Source organism: Anabaena sp. UHCC 0399, assembly GCF_034931465.1.
Lineage (GTDB): Bacteria > Cyanobacteriota > Cyanobacteriia > Cyanobacteriales > Nostocaceae > Trichormus > Trichormus minutissimus.
In genome coordinates, this window is sequence record NZ_JAYGGZ010000041.1 from 23459 (window position 1) to 44769 (window position 21311).

Annotated in this window: 20 protein-coding genes and 2 pseudogenes; 3 read left to right on the forward strand and 19 right to left on the reverse strand. The window is 40.2% G+C overall.

Going from position 1 to position 21311, the window contains the following annotated elements:
• Positions 1-124: 124 nt before the first annotated feature.
• The 5 genes and pseudogenes from VB693_RS20385 to VB693_RS20405 all read right to left on the reverse strand — a co-directional run bounded on the left by VB693_RS20385 (position 125) and on the right by VB693_RS20405 (position 2714).
• Positions 125-787: a carboxypeptidase-like regulatory domain-containing protein gene (locus tag VB693_RS20385; protein ID WP_323267843.1), complete on the reverse strand. Its 663-nt coding sequence runs from the start codon at positions 785-787 to the stop codon at positions 125-127.
• An 8-nt stretch (positions 788-795) separates the two neighbouring features.
• The gene (locus tag VB693_RS20390) at positions 796-1380 is read right to left on the reverse strand and encodes a DUF4255 domain-containing protein (protein ID WP_323267844.1); all 585 of its coding nucleotides are present in this window, start codon (positions 1378-1380) and stop codon (positions 796-798) included.
• A 383-nt stretch (positions 1381-1763) separates the two neighbouring features.
• A pseudogene (locus VB693_RS20395) lies at positions 1764-1961 on the reverse strand (transposase); the annotation flags it as partial.
• Positions 1962-1993: 32 nt separating this feature from the next.
• The gene (locus VB693_RS20400) at positions 1994-2431 is read right to left on the reverse strand and encodes a hypothetical protein (protein ID WP_323267845.1); all 438 of its coding nucleotides are present in this window, start codon (positions 2429-2431) and stop codon (positions 1994-1996) included.
• 49 nt (positions 2432-2480) lie between these two features.
• Positions 2481-2714, reverse strand: a complete 234-nt coding sequence (locus VB693_RS20405) for a tetratricopeptide repeat protein (RefSeq protein WP_323267846.1) — start codon at positions 2712-2714, stop codon at positions 2481-2483.
• A 5-nt stretch (positions 2715-2719) separates the two neighbouring features.
• Here VB693_RS20405 and VB693_RS20410 point away from each other — a divergent pair.
• Positions 2720-3022, forward strand: a pseudogene (locus VB693_RS20410) (transposase); the annotation flags it as partial.
• A 22-nt stretch (positions 3023-3044) separates the two neighbouring features.
• Here the strand turns inward: VB693_RS20410 and VB693_RS20415 are convergent.
• The 5 genes from VB693_RS20415 to VB693_RS20435 form a co-directional block, all read right to left on the reverse strand.
• On the reverse strand, positions 3045-5699 hold the full coding sequence (locus VB693_RS20415; protein ID WP_323267847.1) for an AAA-like domain-containing protein: 2655 nt from the start codon (positions 5697-5699) through the stop codon (positions 3045-3047).
• A gap of 3 nt (positions 5700-5702) precedes the next feature.
• Positions 5703-7106, reverse strand: coding sequence for an AAA-like domain-containing protein (locus tag VB693_RS20420; protein WP_323267848.1), 1404 nt, complete (start codon positions 7104-7106; stop codon positions 5703-5705).
• Between the two features lie 169 nt (positions 7107-7275).
• Positions 7276-9771: a tetratricopeptide repeat protein gene (locus VB693_RS20425; RefSeq protein WP_323267849.1), complete on the reverse strand. Its 2496-nt coding sequence runs from the start codon at positions 9769-9771 to the stop codon at positions 7276-7278.
• Between the two features lie 17 nt (positions 9772-9788).
• The gene (locus tag VB693_RS20430; RefSeq protein ID WP_323267850.1) at positions 9789-10766 is read right to left on the reverse strand and encodes a pentapeptide repeat-containing protein; all 978 of its coding nucleotides are present in this window, start codon (positions 10764-10766) and stop codon (positions 9789-9791) included.
• A gap of 37 nt (positions 10767-10803) precedes the next feature.
• Entirely contained in the window at positions 10804-12801 is a 1998-nt protein-coding gene (locus VB693_RS20435) for a pentapeptide repeat-containing protein (protein WP_323267851.1), read from the reverse strand.
• Between the two features lie 338 nt (positions 12802-13139).
• Between VB693_RS20435 and VB693_RS20440 the strand changes: the two genes are divergently transcribed.
• Complete coding sequence (locus tag VB693_RS20440) at positions 13140-13901, forward strand: DUF6748 domain-containing protein (RefSeq protein WP_323267852.1); 762 nt, start codon at positions 13140-13142, stop codon at positions 13899-13901.
• Between the two features lie 150 nt (positions 13902-14051).
• On the opposite strand, the gene VB693_RS20445 is transcribed toward VB693_RS20440, so the two are convergent.
• From VB693_RS20445 to VB693_RS20455, 3 genes are all read right to left on the reverse strand, one after another.
• A complete protein-coding gene (locus VB693_RS20445) occupies positions 14052-15506 on the reverse strand; it encodes an amidohydrolase (protein ID WP_323267853.1) in 1455 nt (484 codons plus the stop codon).
• A 477-nt stretch (positions 15507-15983) separates the two neighbouring features.
• Positions 15984-16307 carry a hypothetical protein gene (locus tag VB693_RS20450; protein WP_323267854.1) on the reverse strand — a complete coding sequence of 108 codons (324 nt, stop codon included), beginning with the start codon at positions 16305-16307 and terminating at the stop codon, positions 15984-15986.
• A gap of 237 nt (positions 16308-16544) precedes the next feature.
• A complete protein-coding gene (locus VB693_RS20455) occupies positions 16545-16889 on the reverse strand; it encodes a hypothetical protein (protein ID WP_323267855.1) in 345 nt (114 codons plus the stop codon).
• A gap of 329 nt (positions 16890-17218) precedes the next feature.
• Here VB693_RS20455 and VB693_RS29075 point away from each other — a divergent pair, with 329 nt between their 5' ends.
• A complete protein-coding gene (locus VB693_RS29075) occupies positions 17219-17452 on the forward strand; it encodes a Ycf66 family protein (RefSeq protein ID WP_416233408.1) in 234 nt (77 codons plus the stop codon).
• Positions 17453-17505: 53 nt separating this feature from the next.
• Here the strand turns inward: VB693_RS29075 and VB693_RS20460 are convergent, their stop codons facing one another.
• From VB693_RS20460 to VB693_RS20485, 6 genes are all read right to left on the reverse strand, one after another.
• Positions 17506-18093, reverse strand: a complete 588-nt coding sequence (locus tag VB693_RS20460; protein WP_323267856.1) for a 3'-5' exonuclease — start codon at positions 18091-18093, stop codon at positions 17506-17508.
• A gap of 83 nt (positions 18094-18176) precedes the next feature.
• On the reverse strand, positions 18177-18710 hold the full coding sequence (locus VB693_RS20465; protein ID WP_323267891.1) for a WGR domain-containing protein: 534 nt from the start codon (positions 18708-18710) through the stop codon (positions 18177-18179).
• A gap of 66 nt (positions 18711-18776) precedes the next feature.
• Positions 18777-19109, reverse strand: coding sequence for a hypothetical protein (locus VB693_RS20470; RefSeq protein ID WP_323267857.1), 333 nt, complete (start codon positions 19107-19109; stop codon positions 18777-18779).
• 27 nt (positions 19110-19136) lie between these two features.
• On the reverse strand, positions 19137-19304 hold the full coding sequence (locus tag VB693_RS20475) for a hypothetical protein (protein ID WP_323267858.1): 168 nt from the start codon (positions 19302-19304) through the stop codon (positions 19137-19139).
• 105 nt (positions 19305-19409) lie between these two features.
• Positions 19410-21032 (reverse strand): AAA family ATPase, encoded by a 1623-nt coding sequence (locus tag VB693_RS20480; protein WP_323267859.1) that lies wholly within the window; start codon positions 21030-21032, stop codon positions 19410-19412.
• Complete coding sequence (locus VB693_RS20485) at positions 21029-21277, reverse strand: hypothetical protein (RefSeq protein ID WP_323267860.1); 249 nt, start codon at positions 21275-21277, stop codon at positions 21029-21031. The genes VB693_RS20480 and VB693_RS20485 overlap by 4 nt, the downstream gene beginning before the upstream one ends.
• Positions 21278-21311: the final 34 nt, after the last annotated feature.

Genomic DNA, 21311 nt, shown 5'->3' on the forward strand with positions numbered 1-21311 from the left:
GAATAAAGTTGAATATTTGTTTGAAATCCAAAAAACTACATTAGACATCTCCAGAAATGGGGTATCAACACTGACTACACAAGGCTTTCACCTTCTTTTTCGCAGATGTCCATTTGCCTGTTTATCAAGATGTAGGTTTTGGGTCTGTCTTGTTTAATGGAAAATCTTTCTGTGTAACTTCTCCTAAACCAAACTCTACCTTTCCCCCTCCTCGCTGATAGCCTGGGGCAAAGACAGATACGTTTACAGTCCGCTTTTTGTTTTTGTCTTTAGGTGCCTCTAAGCCACTAAGTAGATACTTTCCTTCATCGTTACTGAAGGTATATTCGCCGCTTCCCTGTATTTGGACTTTGGCTCTGCGGACAGAATGACCTTCTGGGTCTTTGATTTGACCTTTGATTCCAGACGGTGGTAGATCGATATTGGCAGCAAACTTAGGCTTACCATCGCTATCGACGGAGGGTACAATGACCGTGGTCTGGGCAGAGTCGTAACGAGTGTTAGTTCCCGGCAATTTTCCCGTCAAGGTATAATTGCCATCGGGCAAGTTGACAAAATAAAAGTACCCATCAACTGCTGTTCTGGTGCGGTCGGGACGTTCAGGAAAAGTCTCCCAATCAGATCCGTACTGTAAGGCTTTCAGCGCCAGCTTGGCTTTGAATGGCTCTGGCATCTGAGTGATTTCAACTATAGCTCCGTAAATAGCCTGACCCGTTTTTCTATCGCAAACTTGTCCCGCGATCGCGACTTGATGGCGAAGAGAATTCAACTTAATCCACTTTGACATTGTTTGCCCTATTTTTCATCATTGCCAATTTGCCGAGAGACTACCAGGGACACAAACTCTCCAGTCTCATCCACTGGTACTGTGATCGTCAGGGTATAGTTCAGTGCTGCTTTAGGCTTTCCTCCGATAGCCTGCCAAAATTCACCTAAACTATTTAACAAGCTAGGACGCAAACCAACTGAGCGGATGGGAGGCTCCTGATTCTGCAAACTTCCTTCGAGTATTACTGAGGGCAGTTTGGGGTAGCGTAGCAGTACTTTCATCACTTGACCGAGTAACATATGTTCGGTCTTCGCCTCCATCTTGGGATCGGCGCTAGGCCAAGCCGTGATAAAGTAAGAGCAATCGACTCTAGCTGGTGGGCGCTTTTTCACTCCTCTACCGTCACTGCTGCGCTCTAACAACCACTCATTACTACGTAAATCCAGATTTTCTCGAATATCGTAAAGAAAAAGACCGATCGCGGGGAGTTTCACGTTTTTGCTGAACTCACTGTCGGGTGCAGCAAAGCTAATTTCCACTTGCGATGACAAACTGGGTGGTAGTTCATTCCTCAGCAGTGTTTCTAGAGTGCGATCCAAGTCGTCAAGCATAGTTTTTTACCCAAAACTTAAATACCTGGCTACGGGATTTTCCCAGGTAGCATTTTGCCCGTTAGCAGGACAGGGCGATTTTATCTACAGGAAATATAATGCTCAAGCCTTACAGCTAAACTAGGTTTTAATTTCATTAAAATAGCGGTTTAAAAAAAACATTTCAGTAAGTAGTCACATTTAGTAACAAAAGTTGTAACTGCTAACCGCAACTACTTTGCGAGATCACAAATAACGCTACATCTAAGAATAAAGTAAAATACTATTTTATTTTAGGATATGTAGCAACACTCTTTACTTTTTAGTACTAAATGTTACATTTGCACACATTGCTCAAATTTTGGTGCAGGGTTAGCGCGTCTCAAAGCCTATTGACAGGAGGATTATGGGATAGGGTCTGAGTTTGAGAGAGCGGCAGCCAACACAGAAAGCATGTAGCGATCATTCATAGCTGCTCGTCGTGATTTTTGGCGAATACTGCGACGAAAAGACGATTCTTGCTCTAAAGCATTGAGGGCAATGCGACGTAGTAAAGCAAAGTTTTGTGGGCTGTGCAGCGAGCGAATTCGGGACTGATCCTCCTGTCAATAGGCTTTGAGACGCGCTAGCCCTGCTAACTTCCCAACCATTTTGTATTAGTAGTAATAAAATTTCCTGTGCCGGAATATTGTGGCGTAGCATCGGGTGTAGGAGATTCTCCTGGTGCAGAGGGGGGCTTTTTAGCTGGATTTTGTACCTCAAATTTTGCTGTAAATGTGCTTCCTTTTAGTAATACAGCTTTACCTGCACTATTTGTTTTTTTTGCTTTTTGATCTCCTGCTAAAGCAGCTATTTTTAATGTTCCTGTTCCGGGAATTGAGTATACAGGTGTAGTATATACGCAAGAGAGAACTGATACGCTTTTTTCATCACCATCAATACATACTTTTTTACCTTGTAAAGTCGATTGACCACTTGCTTTTAAATCACCTGGTCGGACGACAACGGTTGCAAGTCCAAAAGCTGGATTAAAAATTGCTTTGTCGCCATCTATGAGAATAAAGTCAGACATATAGATTTGATGATGGGCGTATGTTCAACAATCAATAAAGTCGTTTGTTTTAACGACTCTTCAGACGCAAACGCTTGGTTTCAGATTTGATCTTAATCCGCATAGCTTTAGCGGGTTCAAATTCGGGACTGATTTCTAAAGTTTGGTTAATCCAGTGCAACGCCTGATCTAACTGGCGCAAACGGTAGTAACACATGGCCATATTGTAGAGGGTGTTGGGGTCATCCCCATAAAGTTGCCGCGACTGTTGCAGATATTCCAAAGCTTTGGGGAAATACTCCATAACACTCCTTTCCTAAATTACAGTTAATTTGGGCGGATGCTGGATATGCAGGAAAACTAGTTGATTGGGTCAGATATTTTATTGGTTGTGCGATTGAGATCATCAAACGTTCTGATGACACTAGCGGTTTTAAAGTTTTGCCTCGACGTTGGGTTGTAGAACGTACTTTTGCATGGTTGGGTCGTTATCGCCGCTTGAGTAAGGATTATGAATACCACCCCGAAACCAGTGAAACCATGATATACGCTGCTATGACGCATCTGATGTTGTGTAGATTAGCTCGTAATCGCAGGTGTTCATCCGCTTAATATTTATTTTATAAACAACCTCTTAGACTTTACAAGTATCTGCGCGAGAGAAGAAGATGTAACCCAATTCCTCCGTCCCCGACACATACCCTTGCAAGTTTGCTGATGCCACATTATCCCGCACGATTCGTGACCGCAGCACCTGGATGCCATGTGACCGCACGATTCGTGACTGCATACCAATAACGCCTGTGTCGTAACGCCTCACGCCTGGGTACGTCTTGGTATAATAAATTGGGCGGAATTGTGGAAAGCTGCCTCGTATTTTTGGGTTATTTTTTATACGTTCTAGTAGCTCCCCGTAATTACTCACCCATTCGCCTTTTTTCGTTGAGCCTTGTACTGCTTTTTTCGCATCATACCATCCAACTGTCTTGGCAAACCGAAGATAATTGTCCATATTTGTATTTGCGAAGTCTTCTAATTTTAGCCCCAGTTTATTATTAGTGCGAATCCATATCTCCTTTTGCACACTGAAGCCAAAACGTTTGTCAGAATTGCTGACCCAAAGCTGATTTATTTTCTGTATATCTGGACAAGAAAAATTCTTAATGTTATCAAAATCTAAATTTCCTTCTTCTTCACTTTTAGCAATATTAATCATAAGCCTGTATGTTAGTTCATCAGCCGATTCCCAATTTTTTGCTTTCAGAAAATATCCAAGTTGAGCATATAAATGTTGTGTCAGGGAGTCTTCAATCTGTTTTTTCAATTCTTTATTTTGAGGGTTTAGTTTAATTAAACTCCGATGAACTGATTCAATGTTTTCGCCTGTAAGCAACTGATTTTCTTTAGTAAAGTCAGTTTGATTTGGATGATCCTTTAAAATAATAAATGCTTTTCTATAAGGTTCCATAGCTTTTGAGTTTTCGTTATTCTTAACTTGTAAATCCCCTTGACTTTTGTAGAATAATACTTGAACTTGTAATCCCTGAATTGAACTTAGAGCTTTCTTATCAGCTTCATCTAAAAGTTTCTGACTTTGGTTATTTTCTTGTTTTGCGTTTTTTAATTTTTTTAGCTGTTGATAAGCTTGTGACCTAGTAGACAATACTAATGCTTGTTTAAGCTGATGATTATTAATATTAAAAGATAAAGCAGATAATCTTAAAGCTTCATTTGAACTAAAGGTAAGCTCTTCTGAACTAGAATTATCGTAATTCTGTAATTCTCCAGCTAGTTTATTTAATTTCTGAACAGCTTCAACTTCTTTTTTAGTTTCATTAACTTGTTTATATACCGAGGCACCTAAAACCGCTGCTCCCAAAACTGTGGCAACCAAAACAAAAATTCCAATACCAATCCTTCGTTGAGCCTTCTTATTTGCCTCACTGAGCAATTGATTTCTGTCCTCTGCTGCCTCCCTATCCTTTTTCTCCCGTTTCAAAGCAGCTTCTTGTTCTTTAGCGGCGATTTCTTCTTGAATCTCCTTCTCTTTACTCGCTGCTAAAAACTGTTTATCCTGATAAATTATATTTTTATCCCTCGCCCATTCTTCTGCTGATTCTAATGCCTTCCCCCGCAGTAAGCGTGATTCATCAGCACCTCCAGAAGCCACCCAAAAGCGAAAATTCTCTGAATATGGGCGCAGATTATTTAATTGGTTTTCTATCCAACTGGAATCAAATATTTCACGATAAATCTGATTATAAATCCTTAATTTACCTTGTTGCCTAACAACCAATCCTGAAAGCTGTAACTCGCTCTGTTCTAAAGTATCATCTGCTATGAAGAGTGATCGCTCCTCAGCCAATCTCACTTGGTGATACAGTTCTAGTAAGTACCCTGCCCGTTGTTCATCCCGCAAAATCCTAGCTTGAATGGTTCGCAGATGTTCAGGCTCATCCTGTGATTCCCAACTTTCGATAATCCGTGACCTGACAACTTGCTCTACTGAACGAGGGTTTTCTTGTTCAGATTCCTCAACCATGAACTGACAGAGTTTTTGAGTCAGAAACGGCTGTCCCCCTGTCCACTGCAATATTTCTTGTATTACTGCTTGAGGATTATTAAACTTTCCCTGCAAACCCTTCTCTAATGGTTCAGCCTCATGCAGTTGAAAGCCTTTAAGAGAGATAGCCTTACCAATGTTAAACGGAGTGCGCTGTTTATCTTGTATTAAACTAGTTGGTGATACAACCCCTAGTAAACAGAAAGTGAGGCGATTGTATTGTGGGTTATCAACTCGCTCATTATAACAATATCTAATAAAAGCAAAAAAGTCATCTGTAGGAAAATTCAAACTTAGAACACTATCAATTTCATCAATAAAAATTACAATATTCTCACTAATTTCAGATAGAAGGATCTTTGTTAGAAAATTACCAAATCTTAGTAATGGTGAATTTAATTGATTCTGCTCCCACCAGCTTTTAAAGTCTACATCTAAAACAAAACTATCTATCAGCTTAATAATCAAATCTGCATACCAGTTCTCTTGAGTTGCTGTCTGAATACTAATAGATGACAAATCAATAGCTGCACACTCTATACCAGCTTCACCCAAGCGGCTCATTGTTCTGACACGCAAGCTGGATTTTCCACTCTGCCTAGAATTTAATACATAACAAAACTTACCCTGTATTAATGCCTCATATAATTCATCATCTGCTTCTCGTTTAACATAAGTGCTGGCATTGTCAGGTAAGCTTCCAGAAAAAATGTACTGGTCGTGCATATATTACCCCAATCTTGCCGAGAAATACTGACGGTACAAATCGCAACTAGCAATACAATCATTGCGTATTATTTTTACTAGACCCAGACTATGTAACTTAAAGGTAATCTCAGGACTAAGCTGCACTGGCTCACTTGCCTCTATCACTTTTTTATAATCAGATTGTAGCTGAGAATTATCTTGTAAACACTCCAGTTGTTGCCGTAGATGGTGACGGAATATCCCTTGTTCTGTTGCTGCTAGTGTTAATAATTCCTGTAGCGACATTTCCTGTCCCTTGAGATTAGCAATTGCCTCCTGTACTAAGTAAGGATGTCCACCTACTACACTAATTAGCTGGCGCAGTCCTTCTTCTGGCAAAAGGTTATCTAGTGCATACAGCTTGATCATTTCTTTTATCTGCTGCTGATTGAACTCCGGCAACTCAATCGCTAATCCCACATTAAACGGTGAACGATTGATGTCTAATGTGGGATAAGCTTCTGTGGAATTAACTACTATTAAACGTAGTTTCTTCCAAATTTTACCCATTCTATCCCCTTGCTTGGCTGTTTCATACCAACTTCGCAATAGTAGACAGAATTCTGAAAAGATATTGTCATGCTCAAACAATCTTTCAAAATTATCTATAGCGAAAATTAAACAAGTATTAACATTGGACAACAAATATCTTTGGAAATAACGAGTACAACCTGTATTAATTCCTAAATTATCTTGCCAATATTCATCGGTTTTATTTTCCAGGTTCAGAGTATCAGAAACATTGACACACAACCAATGCAAGAATGTTTTTAAGTCAGTTAAGGTAGAATTATCAGCTAGTTTTAAGTCTAGTTTTACCGTCTCGTAACCTTGCCCTCTTGAATAATCTAGTATTTTCTCTAACAGAAGTGTTTTACCCATTTTTTGGGGAGCTTTGATACGGATTAACGCCCCAGGCTGCACGATTGCTTTATAACATTTCTGCTCAATGGGTGGTCGTTCAATATATATATTTGTGTCTGCTTCTACCTCAAAATTATCAGCCGCTTGCAACTGTTGTTCAATTGCATCCAATTTATCACCAAGTTCCTTCAAGGTGCGTTCTTCTGACTGAAGCTGTTGTTCGTATTGAAACTTGCGCGAGGGGTCTGTCTCAATCACCCATGCGTTTCTTATTCTGTCAACTCTTTGGCTTTGCAGTGTGTAGGCTTTCTCAAGTGAATTTTTTTGGGAGAGCGATCGCTGCTGTTGGTTAGGCGATGGAGTTGGATTGTCTACTGTAGATTGCTGACTTAGATAAATATTATAGATGTCACCGCCTATACGCTCTGCCTTTACAGACTCAGCATTAATCAACCCACCACCAAACTGAGAATTGGGTGAGTTGTTATTGGTGACTTGCTTTGGTTTCTGGGAGTCCTGCATGGGTCGGTTTTGGCAGACTTAAGCGTTGTTATTGTAAATACTATCACCTTTGCTTTTTAGGTCAACGGGTACTACATTGAATGTTTACTGCCAAAACCAACAGTAAACCCCACGCCATAACCGACGCAATCATTCAAAAGTCACGGCAAAGAACTACAGGCGTTACCGGTTAGGAAAGATGCTTAATAGCATTGTTGCAAAGCTGCACATAAGCATCAAGTCCCATAAACTGAAATAGTTTGTGTGCATTGCGGTAAGCAACTATGGCATCTGATTTTTGATTGAGATCATTTAATAATGAACCTAAATTAAACCAGACATTTGCTTCTCCTCGAATATCGTGTATTTCTCTAAATATCTCCAAAGCCTGCTGGAAGAAATCTATTGCCTGTTGGTACTGCTTCATGGATAAATAACTACTTCCCAAACCTATTATGGAAGAACCTTCGACCTTCAGATCACCAATATTTTTAGCTATTTCCAAAGACTGCTGGAAGAAATCTATTGCTTGTTGGTACTGTTTCAGAGATAAATAATTATTTCCCAAATTATTTAAGCAATTACCTTGTCCTTTGCGATTGTCAATCTCTCTGTATATTTCCAAAGACTGCTGAAAGAAATCTATTGCTTGTTGGTACTGTTTTAAGGCACGATAAATAATGCCTAAATTATTTAAAGAATTACTTTCAGCATTGCGATCACCTATTTCTTTTGAAATTACTAAAGACTGCTTGTAAAACGCAATTGCTGGGTAGTGTTGTCCTATTGAACTATAAGTGTTGCCCAAATTTCCCAAGGAATTACATTCACCATTGCGATCGCCTATTTTTTTCATGATTTCTAAAGCTTGCTGATGTAAATCAATCGCTTTTGAGTATTGTCCCAGAGAAAAGTAAGTATTACCCAAGTTGCTTAAGGAATTACCTTCACCCTTGTGATTACCTATTTCTCTATATATTTCTAAAGCTTGCTGATGTAAATCAATCGCTTTTAAATATTGTCCTAGTGAACGGTAAGCATTACCCAGATTATTTAAAGAAGTACCTTCACCTTGACGATCACCTATTTCTTTAAATATTTCTAGAGACTGCTGATGGAGATTAATCGACTTTGTATATTGTCCTAGATAAAAATAAGCATTGCCTAATGATGTTAAACAAGCTAGATAATTCTTGTTTTTTATATTAATAATTTCTTGCCATTTACTTACCAACTGCTTATATAATTCTACTTGATCTGTATAATAACCTCGCAAGGTCAAAAACTTATCACAAGCTTGAATACTATCAAAAGCAAAATTATAATCTTGTAACTGATAATAATGATAAAAAATTTCTAAGTATTCTTTAATATCATCTTTCGTTTTCCAAGGTGGTTGTTTAAGTATTGAGCGATAGTAATCAATAGCTTGTCGATGAGCCTCAGCCTGATCACCAGCTATGTAGCGCACATATTCCAAAACTACCGGCTGAAACTCAAAGCATCGCTTACCATTGATTTTTTCTAGCAGCAAAGAACGCTTCACCAAATTTCTCAATTCTCTCTCAATTTCTCGTTCTGAAATTCCTGGTAAAACTGCTATTGCTGCTGCACTGTCAATCTCACCACGATAAACACTAATATTCAGTAATAACGCCTTTTGTAAGTCATTTAACCTATTAAAACTAGCATCCAATACCAAAACCATCCCCACATTTTCCCGGCGATGAATGCCTACCACTTGAGGATCTGTCAGCAACTGCCACAAATTCCCCAAGCCTAAATCTGCTAGTCTGTTTAAATTTGGATCTTGTGAATATTCTTCTTTTAGTAAATCTGCTACCAATCTCAACAGTAGAGGATGCCCGTCTACTAATTCAACAAACTCTGCTAAATCTCCTCGAATACCCAATGCTTTTAGCAGTGTGACCCCTTCATCTACTTGTAAACCTTTTAGGGCTAACCATTGAAAGCCTTTTAACTCTGGTCTTTCTCTACTGGTGACTAACACTTTGCTATTCGCACTAGACTCAATCCATGCTTGAAAAAAGTCTCCGTACAATAGACTTGCCCACTGTCTATCAGGTTGTAATATGCTTTCCAAGTTGTCAATAATCAGCAAAAATTGACCAGAACGTAAACACTTAACCAGTGCATCTACTAACTGCACTTCTTTTTCTGGAAGCCGAAAGCCAAATTCTATTAATACTTCTCTCGCTAAATCGCTGAAGCTTGCTCCATTACTAACATCAGCCCAAAATCGCTTCGGAAACCCTGCTATTTCATCAAAAATTTTAGCTGCCAGCATTGATTTACCACTGCCACCAATGCCTTCTATGCCAATTAGAAAGATATTTTCATCAACTAACCATTGCTGTATTTGTGCAATTTCTGATTCTCTTCCTTGCCAGTAAGCCAAGCTTTTACCAGGATTCCCAGCTTTAACTACCCCTGGTGATTCTGGTTGATGAATTTCTTGAAGCCGTTCTAATATTGGTTCTATTCGGCCAACAATATTTTTGACTTCTACTGGTGTTTGCTGCCTAATATCAATATTGATATTATTGTAGACATCGCCGCCAATCTGCCCAGCAATCACCTTGTCAGCATTAACAAAGCCTCCACCAAACTGGGCATTGCGTAAGTCATTGTTATTGATTTGCTTCGGGTCTTCTGCGTCCGGCATAGTTAGTTTGGGCAGGTTTAAGCATTGTTGTTATGAATATTACCACCTATTTCATCTGTGTTAACTGTCTCGGCATTAATCAGGCTTCCACCAAACTGAGAATTTCTCAAGTCATAAGTAGCTCTGCCTGCCAAGAGTTTTACAATCTCAGTTAGATCAGCACTTTGTTTGCGGTAAATTTCTATCTGCTCATCTTTACCTTGTAGCTGAATTTGGTATTTTGCTTCTAACGCTGCAACTGCTAATTCATACTCTCTTTTTAGATACTTCTCAATTTCAGCTTTATTAGCATCGGCAGGAACATTTACCCGAATTACAAAAGCACCATCATTTTTATTTTCAATAGCTTGGATGCTTAACTCTTCACCACCCCATTCAACCTGTAGTTTTTGAAATGAAATCAGGAATGCTTGCCAATCAATGCCATTAATAAATAATAAATCAACTGTCTGTTGGATTTTCTGAAAGATTTTAGTAAATTCTCCAGGTACAAATTTTCTGTTGCTGTCATTGGGGCGACGCTCTAAATATTCATAACCTATATTGTCATCATGTGATGAGCCTGTTTCTAAATAAATAAAATCACAAATTACTTTAGTAAAATTAGTATTGCTATTGATATTCCAATCTTTTATACAAGCTCCAGTCAAATTGGCTGCTGTAAAATTTGTTTCTAAAGCTTGAACTCTACTTAAGTTTGCGGAAATCAAATCGGCGGAATATAGGTCTGCCAAGCTGAAGTTTGCTGAAGAGAGTTCTGCAAAACTAAGGTCTGCCAAATGGAGAAATGCCGAGGTAAATTTAGCCTCTTCTAAGTATGCACCATGCAAGTTAGCCATGTAGAGATTAGCCGAACTCAAGTCAGCCCTATAAAGATTAGCACGATTAAAGTTTGCTTCTATAAGATCCGGTTTTATAAGAGGATTTTCTTTTCTCCACTCATTCCAAACCTCCACCCCCTGTCTCAGTATCGCCAAATGCTCATCATTCGCCATTACCAGCTAACTCCTCTGCTTATCTGCCGCTAACTAACTACTCCACCTCCTGCCACCCGTCGATTGATGCCAGCAGTATGTTAATCAAAGGATTATCGATTAATTCCTTGAATGCTTCCGTTCCCCCTGCCTTCAACGCACCAATTACCCGTGCTTTCAATGTTGGATTACTCTCAATTTCATCCACGGCCTTAGCCACAACTGTCATCTTCTCCGATGTGGTAGTCGTGGGGTATGTTTGGCTTAATTGGTTGAGAAGTTGCTGAATATCGGCTGCTGCTTGAGCTAGGTTCTGCTTTTGTTCAGGGTTGTAGTTGGTAATGTTGCCGCCGATGTGCTGGGCGTTTACTGTGTCGGCGTTGACTAGACCACCTGCGAATTGAGCATTTTGTAGGTTGTTGTTGAATACTTGTTTTGAGCTATCTGGCATTATGGTATCTCCTTGATTATTATAATTTTCGGCGTAAAAGCTAGGACGCTCTAGTGTCGTAGTGATCATAGTTTCTAATCTATTGATCTGATATTCTTTCTCGGCTATTAATGCTTTAAAATCTTGCTCTGCCAGTGCTTTTAGTTGATTGTAATTGATAAAATACTCTTTACTTAATTCAGATTTATTAGCTGTGCTTACAGTTTTAGCACGGAGCAATATTTTACCCTCGCCGCGTCTTTCTATTGCTACAATCTCAAGCTCGGCATTTAGGTTGTTTTCAGCTAATTCTTTAAAGGCGATCGCTATGGCACGGGGATCAACTCCTTGGTTATGGTAGAGGTCGAGGGTATCGAAGATTGGCTTGATGAAATCACCAAATTCTCCGTCTGCAAAAACTTCCTGGCGATTGTCTGGTTTACGGTGTGGGTCAGGGTTATCAGGCGTGGGCAGGCGCATATATACATATTCACAGCGTACTCCGTCAAACTTGGTGTCGGTGGTAATGTTCCAGTCTTCGATGTATGCTCCGGTGAGAGTTGCACTTGTAAAGTCAGTGCCGTCTAGTTGGGTTTGTACTAGCTTGGCTCTGGTTAAATCTGCATCTTGCAGGTTGGCTTCACTCAGGTTTGCACCGATGAAGCTGGAATCTGTTAGGTTTGCTCCTTTTAAGTTGACTCCACGTAGATTTTGATGGTCAAAGCTTTTATTTTGTCCTTGCCCTGTCGTAACTAATTTTCGTACTGGTGGCTGTTCCAGATAAGTATTTTCAAAACGAGCAATATCAAACTTTTTGACATTAAACCAGCAAGTACGAGTTATATTAGCTTTCAACAGATTGATACTCCCAAGCGTTGCCTCAGCAAAATTCGCCTCTGTTAAGTCACTCTTTTGAAAATGAGTTCCATCGCCGATTCCGAATATGATTGCAAAAGTCCGAACAAGGGAATATTTTTGCTCTCCTGCTAAAGCTTGTCGGCTAATATAATCTGATAATGCAACCTTTGCTATGGTCATCATCATAACTACAGTTAATAATTCTGGTTGCGTCTTCCTAGATACTACAGTTATATATACAGTTGTATATAAAGCTGCAATTGCTGATGTTGCCAATGTTATGTTTACAGCTTTTTTACCCACAGTCGCAGCTATAGTTACTGCTAAAGTTAAAACTAAAACAGATACCATGCTAGTTGCCAAAGGCGTTACGCCACTAAAAGTTGCTGACAAAGCTATAACAGATGAGGCAATCAATAAACCTTGATGCATAAACAAGTAACTAAAGGAAAATCCTAATATTACCAATACCAACACTTTAATTAGGTCAATTAAGTCTTTTTTAGTAGTAAGTAAAGATATAGTATCGAAAGCGAAGTAAGGTAAAAATAAACCAGCTAATATTGCGAAAAACAATGCAGTAGTTAATAAAATAATTAATTCACTCCACATCAGTCCAGCTGTAGCATGACTGAAGTTTGCCCCAGTTAGATTAGCTCCACTAAAATCTGCTCCTCTAATATCTGCATAACTAAAGTTAGCCCCAGCCAAGTCTTGACCTTTAAATGAACGACCTCTGAGATTCTGATGAGAGAAGTCTTGGGGCATGATGAAGCTAGTGAAGGCGAGGGTTTACACTGGGTACAGCTTGAGTATGCGCTTTTACGGACTGTAGCACAAGATTTTGTCTGAAGGGTAAACAAACGGGAGTTCCTGTCGCTCAGGTGAGTTTTTGCGCTTGGGCGATCACTGAGAACAATAAGTTCTTAAAATTATTTTAAGGTTTTCTGTATGGTTTTTTAACCTATTGTCAGTAGTGTAAAAATTCTGGTATTTCAACCTGCTTTGTTAACTAATATCTGAGAGGACAGGTATTTCGTTAGGTTTTTCTAAAAACTCTACTCTTAATCAAAGTATTAAACCCTCAAATAAAATCCAAAGTCACCATGAACAAACTATCATTTAAGTACAAGTACCCAATTATTCCCCTATTAAGTGCTTTAATTGTAAGCAAGGGATTTTTCTCCACAGTATCCGCTCAAAACATTTCTGCTCCACAGGCTACTGATTCTGTTGCAGTCACTCTTAAGAATCAAGAGTTTCCACAGTGGGGATATTACACGGTACGGAGAGATTTTCGCAAATGTGTTTCTCCTATATGCGGGGGATATTTCATCAAGCAGGTCAACTTGAAAGCCACTCCTTGCGTCGATGGTGTTTTTCGTGAGGAATGCTATGTGTCTGCAATTGATTGGAGTTCCCTGAAAGTATCAGCTTACGAACTGGCCAAAATCCAAAATGAGGATGGTAGCCGTGTGATCCTCAGAGGTAACATAGTTCCAGTAACATTTCCTGGATTCGGTGAGTTTGGGAATTTGAGAGTAAAAGAAGCCTTCTATGCTGCGACAAATGCCCCAGCAAAAGGTACTTTTGTGGCACTAAAAGACAATGGCATTCGTTGCATCACAACTCCTTGCTTCTCCATAGATAATCTGGTTCTAAATAAGCCGAAGATTTCTCAAGTTTCGTCAATCGATTTGAGTCAAACAGGTGCAACACAAGAACAAATTGAAGTCGCAACTAGAGAAATTTTCAGTCAAGGGTTGATTACTGTGGGTAGAACGGAGGTAATAAGCAACTCAAATCCGACCAAGAGAGATATTAAGTTTGTCGCTACACAGTTTTATTTGAGAGTAGAACCGAAGTGAAGGAATCAAATCCACTGGTATTACAGCAGCTACGAGAAATACCTTGTACTCCCCAGTTTCGGCTCAATGCAGAGATTCATCTTAGGAGGTGGTAATTAGGGCTACAATGCAGACATGATAAGCCTCATAGCCCATATTGAAAAACAATAGCTAATTCGATGGTCGTAACTCGGCTTGAATTTGTTGACCGATTCTGATAGCTTCACGCCGAATTTGCTCTGTATTAACCGTGAATACCTTACGCCCAGACATAAGAACCTGACCATCTACAATTACAGTATCAACATCTTGGGCTTTCGCTGCATAAACAAGATGAGAAATTACATCGTAAAGAGGAGTCAGGTGTGCAGATGTCAGGTCTACTTGAATTAAGTCTGCTTGAAGCCCCACCTTAATTGCACCAATTTTATCTGCTAGACCGAGAGCTTCTGCACCTCCCAAGGTTGCCATCCGTAAAACTGTCTTAGCCGGTAAAGTAGTGGGGTTGAGGGTTGTGCCTTTATGGATAAGAGCAGTAAGACGAATTGCTTCCCACATATCTAAATCATTATTCGATGCAGCACCATCCGTACCCAGACCAACTTGAATTCCCGCCCGCACCATTGCCGGAACTGGTGCAAAGCCAGAAGCCAGCTTTAAATTTGATTCAGGATTATGAATCACACCAACACCACGTTTTGCCATTAGTGCAATTTCACTTTCGTTAGGCCAGACTACATGAGCAGCAAAAACGCGGGGTTCCAGGAAACCTATATTTTCTAAATGTTTTACTGGGGTGGCATTATAGCGTTGTTGAATGTCTTGGACTTCGGTTTGTGTCTCTGCCAGATGAATTGTCAATGGCACATCATATTGACGTGCCGCCTGTATAGCCTGTGTTAGATGCTCTGGCGAGACAGTATAAGGCGCGTGTGGTGCTAGGGCTGGAATAATTCGTGAGTTTCGTCCTTTCCAACTTTTCACGAAATCTACTGCCGCAGCAAACGCATCATCCCAACCGCGAAAACCAGGGCTGGGGAAATCTATAGATGAAGGTGCAATTACAGCCCGCAAGCCACATCGCTCAACTACTCTAGCTGCAACATCCGGTTTGAAGTACATATCAACAAACGTTGTAGTGCCACCACTAATCATTTCCCAACAAGCTAGTTCTTCACCAACACGAATGAAATTTTCATTAACGAAGCGTCCTTCTGCGGGAAATATGTAATTTTGTAGCCAATCTTGTAAGCTTAAATCGTCCGCTAAACCGCGAAACAAAACCATTGCTGTATGAGAGTGTCCGTTGACCAGCCCCGGCATCAGTACCATACCTTCGCCGGGTAATCTTTTAGATGCTTTGTAAGATGCTTGAATTTTGTCAAGTGTATCTACAGCAACAATTTTGCCGCCCTTGAGCGCAACTGCACCGTTTTTAATTACGGGTTGTGCGTCATTCATCGTGACCACAAAATCACCACCGACAATCAGTTCTACTTGTTGTCTATCTTGATTGCCCCAACGATAATTATATTGGGCGAGTGCTACTTGCCCTGTAAAGGCAATAAACACCGTACAGGCAAATAAAATAAGTAGCCTATAGTATTTTGGAGACTGGCGTTTCACACTATTTTTCCTTCTAATTTTTATTTGTCGTGGGAGAATAGGTCTAATTCTTAACCTAGAATTAAACAGTAATTTTACTGGCACTAATCAATATACAAATAACCTTAAATATTTCTCATAAATATTTATAACAGGAGTAGTTTTTTCAAATCTCCAAGCACATCAAGCGTAATAATAGACGATAGTTTTGGAAAACGCTCAAGGATTGGGAGGTAACTCTGCCTTTCCTCAAAATTTCTGCAATCAGACGAGCGATGGCGCAAGCTCCCACCGTAGACGATCGCCAACTTGAGAGATAATTTCAAGTTGATTGATGTCAAGTCGGAGGCGAAGGATTGGTTTGAATGAGCAAGGCGGCAGAGGATTATAATTGCGCTGTCTGGGGAAACTGTGTACACGCCCCAAGATGAGGCAGTGGAATTGCTCTGGATGATGCGACGGTATCCGATGTGCGCGAGACTCCTGCTTTTTCAACGATTACAAAGCATCCGTGCGATGTATGGATTCAATCAACTCCTCAACTTCTTCTTCGTCCAGACATTGTTTCATTTGGGTGCTGAACCAATTAAATTCTTCCAGTTCTGTATCCTGGATTCGGTAGACCAGTAATGTTCCTGCAACGCGGGCAAGAGTAAGAGGTGACGGGGAAAGATGGCTCAGTAGATCGCAGGCATTCTGGTATATTTCCATGACTGATAATTCATCCAAAGGAGATCCCAACTGAGCAGAAAGCTGTTTTAGATTCTCCTGAATAGATGAATGGAAGCTCGGCTCTTCGGGATGGGAAAGAGGTTTACTCATAATTGTTGTTCAAATGCCATTGGATTGGGACTCTAAGTGTGTTGAAGTAAGTTACTCTTTTGGGTTAACTCGTAGACATCGTTTCCATCTGGCTGTTCATTTGACTGTCAGCGTTGCTGCTGTTTGCGCTTTGGCAACTCCAAGGGAACATAAACGTTCATTTCAAAACCTTGTTTTGTTGCTTTGCGTCTAAGTTTTGTAGCCTCCTGATGACTTTCTAGCATTGTGACACAAACTTCACGCCAGTAAATGCTTTGAGATTGCTTTAAGATTTAAAAACTGACGACTTGGAAACTCAGCAACGAGACGATTACCTGCATCGTACCTCCACAATTTAGCTGCGGCATTCCACCACCTTTGTCCAGGTGACTCCAACAGGGGCAGTTCCAGATAGTCATCTTTCCATGCCTTTGGCTTCCATTGTTCTTGCAGCGCACTAATCAAAATGGCATTAGGGAAAACCTGTTTTTCATTCTTTTGCAACCAAAGTACATAGTCGATTATGCTTCTAAAGGCATCTTCTAGCCCATAAGTGCAGACTTCCAATGTTTCTTGGACTTGCTCAAAAGAAAAGTTAACCACGATAGTGACTAATGCTCGTTCGTCTTGCTTGAATATCTCGTATTCAACCTAATCTTGTTCCCAAAATCACACCTTTAGTGAATCTCCTTGACAATATGATGAGCAGTTTCAATTAAAAATAATATTAAATATTCTATGAATTTTTAGATGATTATATCCTTACCAATCTACTTAATTACATGGCTAAAATAATGATTTGAAACAATTAGGCTTTTCAACAAATGCTTTTTTTAAGTCAGGTTACATTTGGAGTCAGAACATCTGCGTTTATTGAGGCTAGACTAATAGGAATTATTTATTTAGTTTTAGCAATTGTTTATTTGATTTTAATGATAGGGTGGATAATTTCAAGGAAAAATACGTTAAATAACGCTGTTTTACTTATTTACATCCTTCAAGGGGTATTATCCCCAGTGTTGTTGCTAGTATCTGGCATAATCTTAATACTGCAAGGCTGGCGTTTAGATCCACTTCTTCAATTTCAACAATTTTTGCTATTATTGTTAATAATTTATCTCAGTTTTAAAGATATTATGATTAACATAATTCAAAGAATTAGATAATTATTCCTCAGATTTGCTTGTAGCCCCCGAATTGTATTTGAGGGCTTTACGCATCACCACTTATAATCGAATGGCACTACATTTTTTTGCTTCAAAATCCAAGGCAACAGTTTGGCAATATTTCTAGCATCATCAATGCCACGATGATGCGTCCCTTCCAATTCTATGCTTACCAGTTGTAATGCTTGTGCCATACCGTATCGTTTGGGTAAGCCTTGGGCATCACTAAACTGTTGTTTAAGATTAACATGAGGATAAGCAATAGGAAAAGGAATGTTATGAAAATTGCTATCTTGTTTAAACTGGTTTCGATCATAGTCTCCCCACGAACCAAACACAGCATTCGGATATTTAGACAGCCATTGTTTGAGCATAGCGATCGCCTCCACATATCCAGGAGCATGATCTACTTGTGTCTGATTAATCGAGGTCAATAATTTACAGAAATCCGTGAGGACAGGATAGCGAACAGGTTTGATAAAAGTTTGAAACTCATCGATTACCATCAGAGTTTGCGCTTCAACCATGATAGATCCAATTTCGATGATTTCCATCTCCTGTCGTTTGATGCTTCCTTTGTCACAACAAGTTGCTTCCAAATCGAGGACTAGAAAATAGTCATATTGATTCAAGTTCATCATGCCAAATAAAAGTTGTGAATAATTTGAGTTTTAATGATATAAGCAAAATACCACCAAGCCAATCAATAGCTTGGTGATAATTCTTAAAAATGCCGCCAGAAATTCTTGCTAATAGATTTCAGACTAACGGTTTTTGGTTCAGATTTATCCATCACGGTAGTCTGCGGAACAGCTACAAGCAAAGAACTAAGCAATTCTCGTTGATGATCCACATCTTCCACACTCCGGTAAACCCTGCAAGGATCAATTTGCATTCCGAGGGGAGTCGGAACAATTTTCAGATAATCGTTGATTAATTGAATGTAGCCAGCATTGAAATTTCGATTGGCGACGTAAGGACGCAACAAATCGAGTAGTTGTATCGCTCTTCTGATTTCTGAAATATTACGGCTGTCTATCTGAGGTTGGCTCTCTTGATAACCCTTATTCTTCTTCTCAGCTACCAAAGTTTGATATTTGTAAATGGCTTTTTGAGGCGTAGATAGAGAATGTATTTTCTGTTGGGAATTGTACCCAACTCTTCCCCACTCAACAGTTAACTGGTTGCCTTCGACTTTGGCACTCCAGAATTTATTGCTGTTGCGAAGTGCATCAACAAAAACAAGATATATTTCCATAATTTTTGAGGATTTAAATTCTATGGAGGTGAACATTTTAAAACTCCTAGTTCACCTCTTTACTTACTAATTCATAATTTTTTGGGCATTGCCCCAGTGAAGCTGATATTGTAAAGCATCTAAAATTGATTCGGCTTCGTCTACAGTTAGACCCTCTAATTGAATGCAAATATCATTCAAATCTTGTGAATTAGATTCGGGAATTATCAAAGTGCAATCTTCTAATGTTTTTGTAATCGAATATTCAACTAACTCGCACTTAAATACATATGTCGATAAAATTATACGAAGCAACAGTTTTATTTCTGCATTGAGTTTTTCCAGATATGCACCGTATTTTTCAACCAGTTGATCAATCCGTGCAGTTTGTCCGTAGTAGCTCACTAAATCTTTCGACATTTGATTGCTCCTTGATTTATTGCTTATTCAAAACTGACCAGACAGCATTTTCTTATCTGTTTCACTAAGATTTGAGTCGTTTAAAATTTCTACAATTTTGTTTCCAGCTTCGACTGCTTCTGGGGTGTAATTAACTGGCGGAGTGAATGTATAGTGAGAATGATTTTTATCACTTCGGTCTTCACTAAATGACATAATTGTCTTCTTGAGTTATTCCAAAAACTATCCGCGAAGCGTTCGTCTTTGACGTTGGCACAGCCATCGCCTCCACCTGAAATACAGAAGCGATCGCCTAATTAATCAATTCAAATTAAAACGAGAAGTCCGCAGAGATTTGGTAGGTCTTTCTGCGATCACACTAGAAGCCGGTCGCGCCACCTTCGCCCAATCCCGCATTCGCTCTATGGCAGCAGCATCCTGGACAGCAAGCGGCGTGATGGTTTGACGACAAGCCTCTAAATCTGCAAGTGTTACCTTCTGTGGTCGTCCTTCATCAAATGCTAATAGTGCGGCTTCAGATGCTAGGGTTTCGAGTTCTGCACCGGAGAACTTGGCGGTGTTGGCGGCGATCGCTTCTAAATACTCCTGTTGAACGAAAATACCAAAACGCTCCAGGTGAATCTTCAGGATTTGCGCTCTCTCAGGCTCAGAGGGCAAGTCAACAAAGAAATTCTCGTCAAATCTGCCTTTGCGCTTCAGTTCAGAAGGCAATGCTGACGGGTCGTTACAGGTGGCCACAACGAATACCCCAGCCGTACATTCACTCATGAACGTGAGGATATTACCGAGTATTCGCTGGGAAACTCCAGAACTATCACCCTGACCAGACAAGGCTTTCTCGATTTCGTCAACCCACAAAACGCACGGTGCGATCGCTTCGGCAGTTTTCAAAGCCCTACGGACATTGCCCTCAGATTCCCCAACCAAAGAACCAAGCATCGAGGCGATGTCAAGTTGTAGTAGTGGTAAATTGAGGATATTGGCGATGTTCTTGGCACAGTGCGACTTACCCGTTCCGGGCGGCCCTGCCAGTAGCACACCTTTGGGTTGTGGTAGATGCAGTGATCGCGCTTCTTGTGTGAACAACCGCCGCCGCCGAGTTAACCACTCGCGTAGTAAATCGAGTCCTCCAAAGGGAATTGTGGCAGGTTTACCTAACTCAATCCCCATTTGCGACAGTAGCCGAGTTTTGTACTGAACCACCCTCTCGGTCAAGTGCTGATCAATCACGACTCCCTTGGTAGGATTCCAGATTTGTTTGACGCTCAATCTCAGAAAATCGCTAATTTCTTCCAGAGTTAACCCCAAAGCAGCGCGTGCTAAAGATTCTGTTTCTTCACCAGTTAACTCAATGGTGAAGTTTTGTTCTTGTTCTTGTGCTACTTGTTCTAAGTAGGAAAGATAGCTTTCTAGGTGGTCTTGAATTTGATCAACAGTAGGCAAAGGCACTTCAAAATGTGGAATTAACCGCACTAAAGACTCGTGCAGTTCGATATTTTGACCCAGAAAGATGATCCGTTTGTCGGTGGGTTTGAGCCTGTGATAAAGGTTCTTCACCCTCGTGAGAATCTCCCAGGATAACTGCGGTGAGTTCTTTCCAATGAATGGATGGACATCACCCAAAATGAATACCCCTGCACCATCGAAACTGTTGATATACTCGAAAATGTACAGCAACGGGTCAGCGTGAGCAGGACGCTTGTACTCTGGTACTGGTTTGAAAACCAATCCACCATCTGATGCAATTTCGCATAGTTCCAGCCCCGATACTCCCAGATTCCAGAAGTACAAGGGACTGTCTAGTTTTTCTCGCGCCTGAGAGGATAGCCATTGAACAATTGTGGCTTCTTCTGGGGACATGACATCTAAAGCCACAATTGGGATTTGAGAATCAATTGTTCTCAAGAGATTAATTAAGTTCATTGTTCTTGTTTATACGGTAATGGTGCGAGTTCTTCGTGAGTTCTTATCAGTTTCACGATCACCTCATGAAGTTCGGCTTTGCCGTCGAAAATCTCCGCAGTTCCATCACTGAAAGCAATCGCTGAAACCAAAGCATTAATCAGCACACACAAGCCTTCAGCATTTCCTTTGATCACGATTCGTTCTCTTGCGTTAATCGTGGTATAAATATGAACCATCGCGTATTCTTTGGGTAATTCGCTCATAATTTTTTGTGCTGGGGGAAGTGTTTAATTTCCC